This window comes from Endozoicomonas sp. ALE010, assembly GCF_049310165.1.
Taxonomy (GTDB): domain Bacteria; phylum Pseudomonadota; class Gammaproteobacteria; order Pseudomonadales; family Endozoicomonadaceae; genus Endozoicomonas.
Window position 1 is genome coordinate 1 of the sequence record NZ_JBLYNV010000027.1, and the last position, 17,465, is coordinate 17,465.

The 17,465-nt window shown below is 50.3% G+C and carries 11 protein-coding genes and 1 pseudogene; 7 read left to right on the forward strand and 5 right to left on the reverse strand.

Features of this window, described 5'->3' with window-relative positions:
* Positions 1-722 precede the first annotated feature (722 nt).
* From ACO6UY_RS12555 to ACO6UY_RS12575, 5 genes and pseudogenes are all read left to right on the forward strand, one after another.
* Positions 723-2,282 carry a SulP family inorganic anion transporter gene (locus ACO6UY_RS12555; protein WP_422444086.1) on the forward strand — a complete coding sequence of 520 codons (1,560 nt, stop codon included), beginning with the start codon at positions 723-725 and terminating at the stop codon, positions 2,280-2,282.
* 165 nt (positions 2,283-2,447) lie between these two features.
* A complete protein-coding gene (locus tag ACO6UY_RS12560; RefSeq protein WP_422444088.1) occupies positions 2,448-2,873 on the forward strand; it encodes a DUF962 domain-containing protein in 426 nt (141 codons plus the stop codon).
* Positions 2,874-3,142: 269 nt separating this feature from the next.
* Positions 3,143-5,074, forward strand: a complete 1,932-nt coding sequence (locus tag ACO6UY_RS12565) for a hypothetical protein (RefSeq protein ID WP_422490129.1) — start codon at positions 3,143-3,145, stop codon at positions 5,072-5,074.
* A gap of 1 nt (position 5,075) precedes the next feature.
* Positions 5,076-5,216: pseudogene (locus ACO6UY_RS12570) on the forward strand (Mpo1-like protein); the annotation flags it as partial.
* 268 nt (positions 5,217-5,484) lie between these two features.
* Positions 5,485-7,443, forward strand: a complete 1,959-nt coding sequence (locus tag ACO6UY_RS12575) for a hypothetical protein (RefSeq protein WP_422490131.1) — start codon at positions 5,485-5,487, stop codon at positions 7,441-7,443.
* A 34-nt stretch (positions 7,444-7,477) separates the two neighbouring features.
* On the opposite strand, the gene recG is transcribed toward ACO6UY_RS12575, so the two are convergent.
* Together recG and ACO6UY_RS12585 are read right to left on the reverse strand one after the other, a co-directional pair.
* Positions 7,478-9,562 (reverse strand): ATP-dependent DNA helicase RecG, encoded by a 2,085-nt coding sequence (recG, locus tag ACO6UY_RS12580; protein ID WP_422444094.1) that lies wholly within the window; start codon positions 9,560-9,562, stop codon positions 7,478-7,480.
* Between the two features lie 17 nt (positions 9,563-9,579).
* Positions 9,580-10,488 carry a hydrogen peroxide-inducible genes activator gene (locus tag ACO6UY_RS12585; RefSeq protein WP_422444096.1) on the reverse strand — a complete coding sequence of 303 codons (909 nt, stop codon included), beginning with the start codon at positions 10,486-10,488 and terminating at the stop codon, positions 9,580-9,582.
* 195 nt (positions 10,489-10,683) lie between these two features.
* Here ACO6UY_RS12585 and ACO6UY_RS12590 point away from each other — a divergent pair, with 195 nt between their 5' ends.
* Positions 10,684-11,541 (forward strand): SDR family oxidoreductase, encoded by an 858-nt coding sequence (locus ACO6UY_RS12590; protein WP_422444237.1) that lies wholly within the window; start codon positions 10,684-10,686, stop codon positions 11,539-11,541.
* Positions 11,542-12,210: 669 nt separating this feature from the next.
* Here the strand turns inward: ACO6UY_RS12590 and ACO6UY_RS12595 are convergent.
* From ACO6UY_RS12595 to rpoZ, 3 genes are all read right to left on the reverse strand, one after another.
* Positions 12,211-12,597, reverse strand: a complete 387-nt coding sequence (locus tag ACO6UY_RS12595) for a RidA family protein (RefSeq protein WP_422490133.1) — start codon at positions 12,595-12,597, stop codon at positions 12,211-12,213.
* A 175-nt stretch (positions 12,598-12,772) separates the two neighbouring features.
* Positions 12,773-14,905 carry a bifunctional GTP diphosphokinase/guanosine-3',5'-bis pyrophosphate 3'-pyrophosphohydrolase gene (gene spoT / locus ACO6UY_RS12600; protein ID WP_101748582.1) on the reverse strand — a complete coding sequence of 711 codons (2,133 nt, stop codon included), beginning with the start codon at positions 14,903-14,905 and terminating at the stop codon, positions 12,773-12,775.
* An 85-nt stretch (positions 14,906-14,990) separates the two neighbouring features.
* Complete coding sequence (gene rpoZ / locus ACO6UY_RS12605; protein ID WP_066016900.1) at positions 14,991-15,242, reverse strand: DNA-directed RNA polymerase subunit omega; 252 nt, start codon at positions 15,240-15,242, stop codon at positions 14,991-14,993.
* A 221-nt stretch (positions 15,243-15,463) separates the two neighbouring features.
* Here rpoZ and ACO6UY_RS12610 point away from each other — a divergent pair, with 221 nt between their 5' ends.
* On the forward strand, positions 15,464-17,281 hold the full coding sequence (locus ACO6UY_RS12610; protein WP_422490135.1) for an aminopeptidase P family protein: 1,818 nt from the start codon (positions 15,464-15,466) through the stop codon (positions 17,279-17,281).
* Positions 17,282-17,465: the final 184 nt, after the last annotated feature.

Below are 17,465 nucleotides of genomic sequence, written 5' to 3' on the forward strand. Positions count from 1 at the left end.
ATCTTGTTAAAGAACTGATTAAATCGTGGTGATTTAATCGCTGATTCAGCAGTCAGTGCCGATCAGCAAGGCCGCCTATCTTACCGTGGCGACTTTCGTTGTCAAGCGATCATTTTCAGAAGCTTTCCAACTCACTGACGTTGCCCAAAGCCCTGTCAGCGGAGGCGCATCTTACCGCGCCAGTTTGATTTGTCAACCGGTTGTTTTTCGTTCATCTCCAAACAACCCATTTTCAAACCGCACTTCCCGGTCAGCGATGATGATTCATTCTGCCGATCCGTGGTGACCGTTTGGGTCAGTCCGTGGAAGTGGGGCGCATTATACGGCAGATGTTTTATGTAACAACCTGAGGACAATACCTATAATTAAGCCACACTCCGAAGCAGGGGTGGCTGATAGCCTTTATGTAGGGGAGAGCCATGACATTGCCTTTACAAACCCCCTTCTTTAGAATGCCCTTCACAAAACAGACAATAGTTTGCGCCTGATTTAAAAGCGGCAAGTGGCTTCAGGATACTCAATCGTCCCAATGTGGCAGCAATGCTCCCAGCCAGCTTGCCGACACTCCATGTGTCTCGTTTGCTCCCGGTTCTTTTCACAATACTCCACCGGGCAGTAAGACATATGACAGCTCTACTATTCTCCAATAGTAAACAATCAATACCGGCACCTATATGCCGTTAACACCTTTCAAGACTCATATATATTACTGGAGACACCACTTGTTCGAACCCCACGCCAGAAACGTTGCCACCATAAAGAATGATCTTCTTTCCGGTTTAACGGTAGCACTTGCTCTTGTTCCAGAAGCTGTCGCCTTTGCCTTCGTTGCCGGGGTCGAACCTCTGGTCGGCTTATATGCCGCCTTTCTTGTTGGTCTGATTACAGCTGCCATTGGTGGCCGCCCGGGGATGATATCCGGAGCAACGGGCGCCCTGGCCGTGGTTATGGTCAGCCTGGTTGCCAGTCACGGGGTACAGTACCTGTTCGCGGCGGTGGTTCTGATGGGCATTATTCAAGTGCTCGCCGGCCTATTCAAACTCGGCAAGTTCATCAGAATGGTTCCCCATCCGGTGATGCTTGGCTTTGTAAATGGTCTGGCCATCGTGATCTTCCTGGCGCAGCTGAGTCAGTTTGGTGTTCAGGGTGAAGTCGGCTGGTTAACCGGCTCTTTCCTGGAAAATAGTGTTATTGATGTTGCCTGGATGAAAGGCAGTGAGCTCTATTTGATGCTCGGGCTGGTTGCCTTAACCATGGCCATCATCCATTTTCTGCCCAGGCTGACCACGGCCATTCCCTCTTCTCTGGCCGCCATCATGGTGGTCACCGCTCTCGCCCTTGGTTTGAATCTGGATACCAGAACCGTTGGTGATGTTGCCGGTATTGCGGGCGGGCTTCCGGCATTCAGCATTCCTTCAGTGCCGTTTACTTTTGAAACCCTGACGATCATCTTACCCTACTCTCTGATTCTGGCCGCTATTGGTATCATTGAGTCACTGCTGACCCTGAGAATGGTTGATGAAATCACCGAAACACACGGCAGCAGTAACCGGGAGTGTGTGGGCCAGGGTGTGGCCAATGTGGTTACCGGTTTCTTTGGCGGCATGGGTGGCTGTGCGATGATTGGCCAGAGTATGATCAATGTGAACTCTGGTGGCCGGGGCCGTCTGTCTGGTATTTCTGCGGCATTATTCTTGCTGAGCTTTATCCTCTTTGCTTCTTCATTAATTGAAATGATTCCGGTGGCGGCCCTGGTTGGTGTTATGTTCATCGTTGTTATCGGAACCTTTGAGTGGAGTAGCTTCCGAATCATCAACAAAGTGCCCAAAGGGGATGCCTTTGTGCTGGTGCTGGTTTCGGTAGTGACCGTTCTGACGGACCTGGCTGTGGCGGTTATTGTCGGCGTTATTGTTTCTGCCCTGATTTTTGCCTGGGAGCATGCCAAACAGATCAAAATCACAAAACTGGAAGACCAGGATGGCTCAACGATTTATAAGGTGCATGGTCCACTCTTCTTTGGTTCCACCACACACTTTCTGACGCAGTTTTCGCCTAAAGACGACAACAGAGATGTGATTATCGACTTCCGGGACTCCAGGGTCTGTGACCATTCCGGACTGGAAGCCATTGATACGCTGGCCGAGCGCTATATGAACAGTGGCAGGACGCTACACCTGCTTCACCTCAGCAATGACTGCAGAAAGCTGCTGAAAAAGGCGGGTAACCTGGTGGAAGTGAACGTCATCGAAGATCCCAAGTACTTTGTTGCTACCAATGCCTGATTATCATCCAGCATGACTCAGAGCCCGGACTTAACTCCGGGCTTTTTAATTGATGCAACTTTATACCCGTGGATAGCTGACCAGACACCAATTGAGAACCGTTGCACCAAATGATAAATTACCTCATGGTGTCAATAATAAGAAATATAAAGAGGCGTCTTAGCTATGAAAACCGTCGAGCAGTGGTTCACGGAATATGGCGAAAGCCACCAGAATCCCACCAATAAATTGATCCACTGGATCTGTGTGCCAGCCATCCTTTTCAGCATTATCGGTATACTATGGGCATTCAGCCCCGTTGCCACCTGGGCGATGATGGCCGTTACCCTGCTGTTCTATTTCAAGCTCTCCTATAAACTGTCGCTGGCCATGATTGTTGTCTTTGCCGCATCAGCAGCCATCTCTCAAGCGCTTGGAGCTTATGTCTTACAGGCCAGTATTGCGATTTTTGTCGTCGCCTGGATCTTTCAGTTTATTGGTCACAAGGTTGAAGGGAAAAAGCCGTCGTTTTTTGAGGATCTGCAGTTTCTGTTGATTGGGCCATTGTGGTGCCTGGGCTTCCTGTTTAGAAAGCTCAATATCAATTATTGAATCCCTTCTTTTAAAGGGGTGACCACTGTCGCTCATCCCTCCTTACCATGGCAATGGCCTCTTCAGCATCTTTCCAGCCCCCTTGGCTGGACAAGATCTGATCGAAAGCAGGTAACGCCTGTTTTATCGGTAACTTTCACAGGTATAAACAGTTGATCGCAGTTAAATTACGCCATTTGTACTTTTGATTCTGCCTCGCAGATTGTGCCTGATAATCCTTGCAGCAGGACTATACTTGACTGCCTGAGTCACCTTGGGGGGTTAACATTATGCTACCTGCAACAGGGTTAAAGACCAGTACCGATGTCGATACAGCGGGCAATGAAATCAAGCCTGAAGTAGTCCGTGATATGGCTCGCTTTGATCACCGGTGGGTTCGCGTACCCCAAGAAGTGTTCGACAAAATCGCCAGCTATTTATCAATCAACGATATCAATAATTTTGGGCAAGCATCGACGACAACAGGCAATCGTCTGCGGTCATGCGGCCTGGCAGAGGTCCAATACTTCCTCTCCCTGACCAGGCAAAGGCAGTCTTCGTGCCGGGCAATCATTCAGTCCAGTCAGCGACTCCTTGAGCACCTCAGGACGTTGTCCATATTTTCTGTTCGACGCTTTCCTGCGCAACTGGGCCCGGCCTTTTACTCATTTTATGCCAGCCATTTGCGCCAGCAGATTCTTGATGGGGCAGCACTGACCCTTATACCCAGTGGCAGCATAAATTTTAAACCCTACAGGCATCTTCTGCGTGATCATATTCCCGTCATCATTGAGAGGAAGGTGGAGAATTACAGTGATATTCTGGCTCTTGAGCATGGTCACTGGGTCAGGAAAGCTGAAATCATACAAGATGATTTTGTCATTTCTGAACATCAGTATGCCGACCATATCTTATTTGTCCCGCAACCGGTAAGTGTTGAGTGGGCGGGACTTTTTCACCGCAACTACAGTGGTAAAGAGCATTTACTGTCTGTTTATGAATGCAGGAATGGTGAGTGGGTTGAGCAACAGCAACTGACAACGGGTGACGTTTTTCCTCAATCCAGGTTCAAGTCTATTAGTGAAATATACCTGTCACCTGATGCCAGGTCACTGGTCTGCATTAACACGGGGCGAACGGGTGCAATTCTTTGTCGTGGGAGTGATGGTCAGTGGGTCAATAGAGGCAACATTAATACAAGTCGTAATCATTTCTGGCTGTTCAGTGCCGACAGCAAACATCTTGTGGTTTATGATGAATCATCCTTTACGCTGATGAGCCAGGCAGACGATGAATCCTGGTCACAAACGGGTGATATTACTGTCAGTGATCGTTATGAAGACCTGAAACTCACACCCAATGGCGAGAAAATGAGCGAGTATCAGTTTTCTCTGGAAGTGGTATTCAGCCCGGATAACCGTCATTTTGCCATATGGTTTGACGATGATTATGTTGAAGATGCTATTGAGCGAGATTATTTCTTTGTCGTTATTTTGGCCCCTGACCCCCTAGGGCAGTGGTGTGAAAAACAGAGAATTATAAAAACCTGCGAGTCGCCACGTAATTGCTACCATCTCAAACCCCATTTCAGCCCCGATGGTCGGCTTATGATCATCACCAGTCAAGATAGTTTGGATATCTGGGAATTAAATACTGACGACCAATGGCTACCCGCTGTTCAGGAGGAGTCCCAATGCGGTTGTGGTGAGATTCACTTTTCTGCGGACCCCTGTGAATTCATCAGACAGGAGTGGAAGAGCGTAACGATCTGGCGCAAGGCTGCGTCCGGTATGTGGGTCCAGACAGAAACATTTACGGCAAAGTCCCTGACAAAAATCAGTCCCAACGGTGAAACCATTGTGTGTAACGATCTTGCAGGCCATACGGATATCTATCAACGTAAACCTGTTGGTGAAACCGCCGGTGAGTGGGTTCGGCAACGCTTCGAATTTTCCGTCACAAAAGCACGTTTCAATCAAGAAGGTTACTTGCTGGCTTTGCTTCCTGAAGCGGATTCGCACAGTCTGATTCTGTTCGGATTGACGGCAGAAGGGAGCTGGCTGCAAATGGCCAGCTTGCAAACAGAAAACTGGATTATGAAATTTTACTTCAGCCCGTGCAGCCGCACCATTCAGGTCTCCAGTTGGCACCCTGACAATGGCGATGATGAAGTGCAAGAGGTGGTTTCCTTTTGGCAAATTTGTCAAGAATCCCACCAATAAATTGATCCACTGGATCTTTCAGTTTGTTGGTCACAAGGTTGAAGGGAAAAAGCCGTCATTTTTTGAGGATCTGCAGTTTCTGTTGATTGGGCCATTGTGGTGCCTGGGCTTCCTGTTTAGAAAGCTCAATATCAATTATTGAATCCCTTCTTTTGAAGGGTGGACCACTGCTCATCGGGCCCACCCCTTGTCATGGTTGCCTCTTCAGCATCTTTCCAGCCCCCTTGGCTGGACAAGATCTGATCGAAAGCAGGTAACGCCTGTTTTATCGGTAACTTTCACAGGTATAAACAGTTGATCGCAGTAAAAGTACGACATTTGTACTTTTGATTCTGCCTCACAGATTGTGCCTGACCATCCTTGAGCAGGACTATACTTGACTGCCTGAGTCTCCTTGGGGGTTTAACATTATGTCACCTGCAATGAGGTTAAAGACCAGTACCGATATCAATACATTGGGCAATGAAATCAAGCCTGAAGTAGCCCGTGATATGGCTCGCTTTGATCACCGGTGGGTTCGCGTATCCCAGGAAGTGTTCACCAAAATCGCCAGCTATTTATCAATCAACGAAATCAATAATTTTGCACAAGCATCGCCGACAACGGCTGATCGTCTGCGGTCATGCGGCCTGGCAGAGGTCCAGTACTTCCTCTCCCTGACCAGGCAAAGGCAGTCTTCGTGCCGGGCAATCATTCAGTCCAGCCAGCAACTCCTTGAGCACCTCAGATCGTTGTCTATATTTTCTGTTCGACGCTTTCCGGCGCAACTGGGCCCGGCGTTTTACTCATTTTATGCCAGCCATTTGCGCCAGCAGATTCTTGATGGGGCAGCACTGACCCTTATACCCCGTGGCAGCTTAAGTGTTAAACGCTTTACCCATCATCTGCATGATCATATTCCCATCCTCACCGAGAGGAAGGCGGACAATTACAGTGATATTCTGGCTCTGGAGCATGGTCACTGGGTCAGGAAAGCTGAAATCAAACACGATCACATTACCAGTTTTAGTCATCAGAATGCCGACCATATTATATTTGTCACACAATCCGTTCCGGCAAGCTTTGGGAGTATGGGATTGTTTTGCTACAAAAGTGGTGAAGAGCACTTACTGTCTGTTTATGAATGCCGGAATGGTGCGTGGGTTGAGCAACAGCAACTGACAACGGGTGACGTTTTTCCTCAATGTCAGTCAGCGTTTACGACTTCCATGTACCTGTCACCTGATGCCAGGTCACTGGTCTGTATTAAAGCGGGACAATCTGGTGCTATTCTCGGTCGGGGTACCGATGGCCGGTGGGTCAATAGAGGCAACATTCATACAGGTCTTAATCATGATTTACTGTTCAGTGCCGACTGCAAACATCTTGTGCTTTATAGTGGATCATTCATTACGGTGATGAGCAAGGCAGACGATGAATCCTGGTCACAAACGGGTGACATTACTGTTAAAGATCCTGATGATGACCTGAAACTCACATCCAGTGGCGATAAAGTGAGCGAGTATGATTTTGATCTCCAAGTGCTATTCAGCCCGGATAACCGCCATTTTGCCACATGGTTTGAAGATGCCGGCGATGATTGCTACAACGCTTCTATTCGACGAGATTATTTCTTTGTCGTCATTTTTGCCCCGGACCCGGAAGGGCAGTGGCGTGAAAAACAGAGAATTATTAAAACCTGCGATTGTCCAAGTCGTTATTACGATATTCAACCTGATTTCAGCCCCGATGGTCGCTGTCTGATTATCACCACTGAAGATGATCTGGATATCTGGGAATTAAATGCTGACGACCAATGGCTGCCTGCTGTTCAGGAGCCCCCCCCTTGCCGTGGTGGTATGATTCATTTTTCTGAGAAGCCTTATGAATTCATTAGAAAGAGGTGGTGGTGCTTAACAATCTGGCGCAAGGCGGAGTCCGGAATGTGGTGCCGGACACAAACATTTCCGGCTGAGTCCCTGACAAAAATCAGCCCCAGCGGTGAAACCATTGTTTGCAATGATCCTGCGGGCCATACGGATATCTATCAGCGTAAGTCTGTTGGTGGACCTGCCGGTGAGTGGGTCAGCCAACGCATCGATTTTTCCATCAAGGAAGCAGATTTCAATCAAGAAGGTTACCTGCTGGCTGTAGTTCCTGAAACAAATACTCACAGCCTGATTTTGTTCGCGTTGACGGCAGACGGGAGCTGGCAGGAAAGGGCTCGTTTGCAAACAGAAAACAGTATTGCGAAATTCTGCTTCAGCCCTTGCAGCCGAAGTCTTAAGGTCACCGTTTTGCCCCCTGAAAATGGAGAAGCTTTTGTGCCAGAGGTTGTTTCCTTCTGGCAGATCATGCCCGATACAGGTTCACGGGAGGCCGACCAATAATTAACTGACCTGCTGTGGATTCCCCTGAATCTGGTCAAACATTCGCGTACTCTTCCCCCTTGCTCAGCCAGCGATTCACCAACGGCTCTACCGCTTCTGGTGACTGGTGAATTAATTCCTGAGCAGCCGTGCGCACAGCCATCAGCAAGTCACGATCCCGCTCCAGATCGGCAACCCGGAATTGTGCCAGACCTGTTTGCCGGGTACCTAAAACCTCACCCGGGCCTCTTAGCTGCAGATCTTTTTCAGCGATCACAAAGCCGTCATTCGAATCCCTCATCACCTGTAAACGTTCCCTGCTTTGCCGGGATAAAGGCGCGTGATACATCAACAGACAGTGGCTGGCAATATTCCCTCGACCCACTCGCCCCCGAAGCTGATGCAACTGGGCCAGCCCCAGCCTTTCCGGGTTTTCAATGATCATCAGGCTTGAATTGGGTACATCAACACCCACTTCAATAACGGTGGTTGCCACCAGCAGGTGCAGATGCCCCTCCTTGAAAGCGTTCATCACCTCCGCCTTTTCGTTGGCTTTCATCCGGCCATGAACCAGACCTATAGACAACTCTGGAAGTGTTTCTCGCAATTGCTCTGCCGTCACTTCTGCGGCCTGACACTGCAATGCTTCAGACTCTTCGATCAGCGTGCATACCCAATAAGCCTGGCGTCCTTCAAGGCAGGCGGCCTTGAGGCGTTTAATGACCTCTTCACGACGGTCGTCACCTATAACGACGGTGTTGATGGGTGTCCGTCCCGGTGGCAGCTCGTCAATCACAGAAACATCGAGATCGGCGTAAGCACTCATGGCCAATGTTCTGGGGATCGGGGTGGCGGTCATAATCAGCTGGTCCGGCAGCCCGCCATTTTTTGCCCCTTTTTTTCGCAGTGCCAGGCGTTGATGAACGCCAAATCGATGTTGCTCATCAATCACTGCCATGCCCAGCTTATGGAATATCACATCGTCCTGAAACAGGGCGTGAGTGCCGACCACAACCATGGCTTCGCCAGAAGCGATCCGGGCTAAAATCTCCTGACGTTTTTTACCTTTGGTTTTTCCGGACAGGAAAGCCGTGGCAATACCCAGCGGCTTAAGCCAGTTTGCGAAGTTAAGCTGATGTTGTTCAGCCAGAATTTCCGTTGGCGCCATCACTGCGGCCTGATAACCATTTTCCACCGCCTGCAGTGCTGCCAGGGCGGCGACAACGGTTTTGCCCGAACCAACATCCCCCTGCACCAGTCGCAGCATGGGCTTTTCCAGGGCCATATCCTGGCTGATATCATCGGCCACTCGCTGCTGGGCAGAGGTCAGGGAAAAGGGAAGTTGCGCCAATAACTGTTGGGTTAACCGGCTTTTTGGTGGCATGGCAAAACCTCCGATCGCCTGTACCCGCCTTCTGAGCTGCTGAAGACTGAGGTTATGGGCCAATAACTCCTCAAAAGCCAGACGTTGCTGGGCAGGATGCCGCCCTTCGCTGAGCAGTATCATCGACTCTTCCGGTGGCGGCTGATGCAGGAGTCGAACGGCTTCCACCAGTGAGCTGAGGTGATATTGCTGCCGAATCTGCTCCGGGAGAAGCTCTTGCAGAGAGCTTTCATCGGCGAGCAGCTTCAATGCCTGCTCGCACAAACTGCGGATTCGCTGTTGGGTCAGACCTTCTGTAGCCGGATAGACCGGCGTTAATGTCTCTTCAACGTCCGCCGGGGCATCGGCCTTGATCACCCGATATTCAGGGTGATACATCTCAAGCCCCGTAGCACCCCGCCGGGGTTCTCCGAAGCAGCGAATCTCAACCCCATGCCGGAGGTTGTTTTTCTGGGCAGCGGTAAAGTGAAAGAACCTCAGGCTTATGGAGCCGGACCCGTCGCCAACCCGGCAAAGCAGGCTGCGACGTTTGCCCATCACGATATCCGATGCCAGCACCTTCCCCTGAATCACCACATCGGTTTGAGGCTGAAGTGTGCCGATGGGTGTCACCCTGGTTCTGTCCTGATAACGCATTGGCAGGTGAAACAGCAGGTCCTGAATAGTGACAATGCCGATTCTGGCCAACTTCCCGGCCAGGGCATCACCAACGCCTTTTAACGTGGTTACCGGAATATCGTGTAATGACCTGTTCATACTCACCATAGGCCCACTTATTGATTAACCGAACACTGCCTCAAGGCATCAGAAAGCACATCAATTGCCTTCGGCCTCGGGAAGCTGGCGCGCCAGGCCAGGGCCACCGTCCTGCCAGGTGCTGGCGTACGAAATGGCCGGGTGCTGAGAATATTGGGCGCGTAGTGATGATCGACAACGGCTGACTGTGGCAGCACACTGATCCCCATACCCGACGCCACCATGTGTCGGATGGTTTCCAGTGAGGTTGCTTCAATACCACTGCCATCATCGCCCGCCTCTTTTTTACTGGCCAGCATCGGGCAGGCCTCCAGCACCTGGTCACGGAAACAGTGGCCTTCGCCCAGCAGCAGCAGCTTTTCCTGGGCCAGGTCAGCCGGATCAATTTCGCTCTGACGTTCCCAGGGATGACCACCTGGCAACAATACCCGGAAGGGCTCATCATAAAGCGGCCTGGTTAACACATCCGGTTCATTAAAGGGCAGGGCAATGATAATGGCATCCAGCTCACCCAGACGCAGTTTTTTGCGCAAAACAGCGGTAAAGTTTTCCTCAATATACAGCGGCATATTGGGGGCGGACTGTGCCAGTTGAGGAATCAGATGGGGAAAAAGGTAAGGGCCAATGGTGTAGATCGCGCCCACTCGCAGGGGAGAACTGAGCTGATCCTGACCGGTTTTCGCCAGTTGTTTGATGGCCGAGGCCTCTTCCAGAACTTTCTGGGCCTGACTGACGATCAATTCACCCATTGGGGTAACACGAACCGCATTCCGGGTTCGCTCAAACAGGGCAACACCCAGTTCATCTTCCAGCTTTTTGACCCCGACACTCAGTGTTGGCTGGCTGACAAAGCACTTACTGGCAGCTCTGCCAAAGTGCTGCTCCTGGGCAAGGGTGACAATGTAGCGAAGTTCTGTCAGTGTCATAATGATTTTCAACTGTTTTGATAAGACAGCTCGATAAACAGCCCTGAGTTCATATCAAGCCTTCAGCTCCTGAAAGCCCTGAAAGACTGGCAAGGATGCTCGTGCCATCTATAATACTGTAAATTTATACAGCCATATAAACGAAATTGCCATTATGTTTTTTCCGAAGATTATACCAACCAATAGACTATAGCTATGAATAAGCTCAATATACTGATTGCGGGTTGTGGCGATGTTGGCTGTGAACTCGCCCGGCAGTTAACCGCCATGAAATGCTTTAATGTCTGGGGGTTACGGCGAAATATTGCCAGGTTACCTGCTGACGTTAACCCCATCCGGGGTGACCTGTTTAATGCCAAAATGCTCGGTGACTGGCCTGAACAGATTGACTACGTGGTCTATGCCGCCGCCTCTAATGGACGAACAGAAGCGCATTATCAACAGGCTTACATTGATGGGCTGCAAAATATTCTTAACCGTCTGGTGAACGAGCAATACCAGCCAAAACGTATTTTTTTCACCTCCAGTACCAGCACTTTCCACCAGAGTAATGGCGAATGGGTGAACGAAACGTCGGCCACCCAGCCGGTGAAGTTCAATGGTCGAATCATGCTGGCCGCAGAAAAACAGTTACAGCATGCTCCCTTCCCTGGCACGGCCATACGTTTTGGCGGGATTTATGGGCCTGGCCGAAACCGGCTGATCAGCCGGGTGTTGAAAGGTGAAGGCTGCCCGATAAAGCCCGCCGTATACAGTAACCGAATTCACCAGAAAGACTGTGCCGGCATCATCGCCCACCTTATTCGGCGCGATATGGACCATCTGCCGGTGGATAACTTATATCTCGGCGTTGACAGTACCCCGGCGACCACGTTTGATGTGCTGCAATGGCTTGGTGAGCAGTTGAATGTGGCATTAGACAATAGCCATTATCCATCGCCACAAAGGGGTAATCGACGGTGCTCTAACCAGCGGATTATTGAGACAGGTTATAAATTTTACTTTCCTGATTACAAAAGTGGTTATACCAGCCTTCTCCATAACAGGGATTAAATCAGGCAGGTTCTGCGGGCAGACTGACAGCCAGCAGAGCCTGATCATCCACAGGCTAAAAAAACCTGAACGACCGTTAATACAGGCTTATTAACGGCTTACCAAGATATAATTCACAGAGTTATCCACAAGACAGGTTGATGGGCATGTCGAACCACAATTCGCTTTATTATTTTTGAACTATCGCTTTAAAAATCTTTCTAATGGTTATTAACCACTGGAAAGAGCACAAGATTGTGAGCGCCGCCCCATCAACTTCTGTCGCACCAATACACAACAGGGTGCAGAGCCTCAATGCAGAAAACACCAAGAGCACTTTGTCAGCGCATTGCCACTCAGGACGATCTGTTAATGAAATTGCCGGAGGGCAGGGTGATATAGCAATGCACTCATTACCGGCAGGGCAAGGCTGTATCAAGAATGAATCAGGCAAACATCACTCAGAAATTTTTGATATGCAATGGCAGAGCCACTGCCAGTTCTATTCTGAGTGCTCACACTGCCTGAGACTTCAGACTAAGCCCAGTATCGACAACGCAACTCGACCCATTGTGATTATTGATACATCAGAAAGCTGCCAAAGAATCAAACCAAAAAGCAATGTTCGCCGCAGAATATTCGTAAAGCCCCTGACTCAAGATGACCAGGAGCTGCTATCACTGCAAAAACTTATTTCAGTTCCAGAATAGCCTCTACCTCAACCGGTACACCTTTTGGCAACTCTTTGACACCAATAGCGGCACGGGCAGGATAAGGCTGTTTAAAAAACTCAGCCATGACCTCATTGACTTCAGCAAAGTTCGCCATATCGGTCAGGTAAATTGTCACCTTGGCAGCATCGCCAAGGGTTCCGCCAGCCGCCATGGCAATGGCTTTCAGGTTTTCAAAGCAGAGGCGGGTCTTCTCCTTAAAGCTTCCCTCCAGTAATTCCATGGTGTCTGCAACCAGTGGAATCTGGCCCGAGATATAAACAGCGGTTCCTGCTTTTACTGCCTGAGAATAGGTGCCAATAGCCTTGGGAGCCTTATCAGTATTAATCGTCTGTCGGTTACTCATCGATCTACTCTCTTAAGCTTGGGAATCAGAAGCCCATGGAAAAAAAGAAAAAGAAGACACCCGATACTAGGGTGTAAACATTATTTTTCAAGGATTTAGAGCGATATTTACGGGATACTGTGTTTTTGCGGTGCAGCATCCGGTTTTTTCTTGTAATGCTTTAATTCACAGACGTTTATGAATCCCGACGTCGTCGAATAATCGAGTAAACTCCTTTAATAACCCGAAGTCGTTTAATAATTTTGGCCAGATGAACCCGGTCACGAACACTGAGCAGCAACTGAACAATGCTGCAACGGGAGTCCTGCTCGACCATACTGATCTTCTCAATATTGCCTTCCACCGCGGTAATGGCGGTAGCCAGAGAGGCAATCATGCCACGGTGATGCTCCAGCTCTACGCTGAGTTCTACGGTAAACTCACCGGAGACGTCCTTGTCCCACTCAACTTCCAGAACCTTCTCGGGATTGTGTCGAATTTCAGAGACATTCGGGCAGGTATCCGTATGAATAACAATGCCACGGCCCGAGCTGACATGGCCAACCACCGGGTCTCCCGGTATTGGATAGCAGCACTTGCCAAAGCTGATGACCATGCCTTCAGAGCCACGAATGGAGAGCGGTTTCTCACTGTTGGACAGGTCCAGCTGACTCTTGTTCTCAGGCAGGCTACCGGGCTCAACCAGTATCTTGGCAACGATATAGGCCATACGGTTACCGAGACCAATATCTTCCAGCAGCCCATCAAGGTCATCCAGATCAAACACGGACAGTTGCTGGCGAATGACCTCTTCACTGATTTGCTCAAGGCTGCTGTCAAAACTGACCAGTGCTTTGCTCAGCAAACGTCGGCCCAGGGCAATTGACTCATTTCTGCGCTGATGCTTGAGGAAGTGGCGAATGTTGGATCGTGCTTTACCCGTGACAACAAAATTCAACCAGGCCGCATTGGGTCGTGCGCCAGGCGCGGTAACCACTTCAACGGTTTGACCACTCTGCAACGGCTGACTGAGTGACGCCAGACGTTTATTGATACGACAAGCTACACAGGTATTCCCCACATCGGTATGAACGGCATAAGCATAGTCAACCGCTGTCGCACCTTTGGGCAGCTCTAAAATATGCCCTTTGGGGGTAAAGACATACACCTCATCCGGGAAGAGATCGATTTTCACGTTCTCGATAAACTCCAGAGAGTCTCCGGCATTTTTCTGCAGTTCCAGTACGCCTTTGAGCCACTGCCGGGTTCTGGCATGACTGCCTGACAGCGCTTCTTCTCCAGACTTGTAAAGCCAGTGGGCAGCAATGCCATTATTGGCCATGTCTTCCATTTCCTGGGTCCGGATCTGGATTTCTATGGGCACACCGTGCATACCAAACAGGGTGGTATGAAGCGACTGATAGCCATTGGCTTTCGGGATGGCAATGTAATCTTTGAACCGCCCGGGAATGGGCTTATAGAAGTTATGGACAATGCCCAGCGCCCGATAGCAGCTGTCTACCTTGTCCACAATGATTCGGAACGCAAACATGTCCATGATGTCGTCAAAGGACTTACTCTGGTTCTTCATCTTGCTGTAGATGCTGTACAGATGCTTTTCACGCCCCACTACCCGGCCTTTCAGGCCTTCTTCTTCAAGACGGGCCGCAATCGCCTGCTGAACCTGGCTGACCAGATCTTTACGGTTGCCACGGGCATTACGCACAGCCTGTCGAATCAGCCGGGCCCGCATGGGGTACATGGCAAAGAAGCCCAGATCCTCCAGCTCTATTCGGAGCGTGTGCATGCCAAGACGGTTGGCAATTGGCACATAGATATCCAGCGTTTCTTTGGCTATACGACGGCGCTTGTCAGGCCTCAGCACACCCAGCGTGCGCATATTATGGAGGCGGTCTGACAGCTTAACCAGAATGACGCGGATATCCTTGGCCATGGCCAGCGCCATTTTCTGGAAGTTTTCTGCCTGGGCCAGCGTCTTGTTTTCAAAGTTCATGTGGGTCAGCTTACTGACCCCATCCACAAGGTCCGCAATCACATCACCGAACTGCCCGGCAATGTCCTGCTTTTCGATACCGGTGTCTTCAATGACATCGTGCAACATGGCGGCCATCAGGCTCTGATGGTCCATGTGCATATCGGCAAGAATGGAGGCTACTTCCAGGGGATGAATAATGTACGGATCGCCGCTGCGGCGGGTTTGTCCGTCATGGGCCTGCTCCGCATAATAGTAGGCCCGACGAACCAGGTTGACCTGCTCGGGATTCAGATAGGACTTCAAGCGGCCGGCAAACTCATCGATGGTCAGCAAAGTCCGCTCCTTAAGCGCAGATCATCCATTGCACCTTCTTATCTTCTAAAGCTTGTGATCCAAAGATAGTACGAAGGTAAAACGCTTATTGTTCTACACCAGCGAGAAACATTGCTGCTTCGTCGTCATCAACCGTGCGGTCGTCAACGGAAAGAGGGGTTACCAGGCCTTCGGCGATTTCACGCAGAGCAACCACGGTTGCCTTATCATTTTCCCAGTCTACCTTGGGGTCCTTGCCACCAATGGTCAGCTGGCGGGCACGCTTGGAGGCGACCATCACCAGTTCAAAGCGGTTATCTACGTTATCCAGACAGTCTTCTACAGTTACTCGAGCCACGTTTTACTCCATCAATTAGAATCAGGTTCAGAAACAGAACCTTAATGCCGGTTTGCCTGACCCTTTAGTGTACTTTACGACCTGTAGCCAGACAAGCTTTAGCAGGGTTAGTGTTTGCTCCATGAAGGGTGCGGATTATAGTATTCGTAAGCATCATCTAAGTAGAAAAAAAACCTGCCCAACACTAACTCGCCGAATGGCCAAAAGCCTGGAATAGATACATGGTGAATACCCCGAACCGCTCTGACTCAACCAAGAGCCCAAAGAGCACCAAAAAGCTGCAAGATCTGCGTGGCGCAATGGCTGAATACGGCATTGACGTCTGGATTATCCCGTCTTCCGATGCCCATAACAGTGAGTACGTAGCCCCCCACTGGGAAGGGAGAGCCTGGCTCTCTGGCTTTACTGGCTCTGCTGGTACGATCGTAGTGACACAGGATAAAGCAGCCCTGTGGACAGACGGCCGCTACTTTATTCAGGCCTCAGAACAGCTGGCAGGCTCAGAAATCACCCTGATGAAAGATGGTCAGCCCGGCGTCCCATCAATGGTTGACTGGGTGACAGAAGCAGTCTCTGAGCAGGGTTGCATTGGCTTCGATGGTGCCACTCTGAGTCTGAGCCACGTCAGAAATCTCGAAAAGAAACTGGCGGCTAAATCCGTTACGTTGAAATTTGATCACGATCTGCTGAATGGTATCTGGACCGACAGGCCAGCACGGCCTGCTGAGCCCGTCTTTATTCACCAGGATACCTATGCCGGTAAAACCCTCACAGAGAAGGTGACAGAGGTTCGAGAGATTCTCAAGGAGCGAAAAGCAACAGAGCTTCTTATCACCACACTGGATGATATTGCCTGGCTGTTTAATCTGAGGGGGTCTGATATTGACTGTAACCCGGTATTTCTTGCCTATGCACTGATTTCACCGGACAGCATCACGCTGTTTACCAACAAAGAGCGAATAGCAGCGGATGCGCTGTCAGCCCTGGCCAAGGCTGGTGTAGAGCTGGCGGCCTATGATGACGTCCTGGATAGGTTGTCAACGCTTGCGGATAGCACCCGCCTGATGATCAACCCGGCCACCACGGGTTACCAGCTGGCCTCCGCGATTCCTGCATCGATTCACCTGATCGAAGACAGATTGCCCACCACCGACCTGAAGTCCATCAAAAACAGCACTGAGATAGAGCGGATGAAGGAGTGCCATCGTCGTGATGGCGCTGCCATGGTTCGCTTTATCCGTTGGCTGGAAACCAATATTCCCACAGGGCAGCTGAATGAAGTCAATATTGATGAACAGCTGCTGCAGTTCCGCTCAGAGTCAGAGCATTTCCGGGGGGTCAGCTTTCCCTCGATTGTCGGTTATGCCGCCCATGGTGCTATCTGTCACTATCGGGCGGATGAAGAGTCTGCTTACTCCATTCAAACCAAAGGGTTGCTGTTAATCGACTCAGGCGCTCAATACCCGGATGGAACAACGGATATCACCCGCACATTTGCCTGCGGTGAGATGACGGATGAGGAGAAGAGAGACTATACCCTGGTGATGAAAAGCCATATCGCCCTGGCAACGGCCAGGTTCAAGGAGGGAACACGGGGAATACAGCTGGATGCCATTACCCGGCAGCCTTTGTGGAGTGAAGGTATCGACTTTAATCACGGCACCGGCCACGGAGTGGGCTATTTCCTGAATGTGCATGAAGGCCCCCAGAGCATCAGCCCGAGATGGTTTGACGTTGCCCTGAAGCCCGGCATGCTGGTGACCAACGAGCCCGGCATTTACCGTGATAACAAACATGGTGTCAGGCTTGAGAATATTATGCTGATCGCGGAGGACATTGAGAATGAGTTTGGCAAGTTCTATAAACTCATCCCGATGACCCTTGCGCCCTTTGACACTCGCCCGCTGCTGAAAGATTTGATGACGGATACAGAAATTAACTGGCTGAATGGGTACCACGAAATGGTCAGGGAGGCGCTTTCACCTGAACTTCAGGGGCAAGATTTTGAATGGCTGAGGGAAGCGACCAAGGCTTTGTAAAATAAGGAAACAACACTATACCGCTCGCTGGCATAACAAAAGGCTAGTGCATGGTTTTTGACGTGTACAATCTCCGTTCACCCTGAGCGGAGTCGAAGGGTGCTTGGCACAATCTATCAGAGTCCGGAGTTTCCGCCTTTAGGCCCTATGGGTCCTTCGACAGGCTCAGGACTAACGGAGTGCG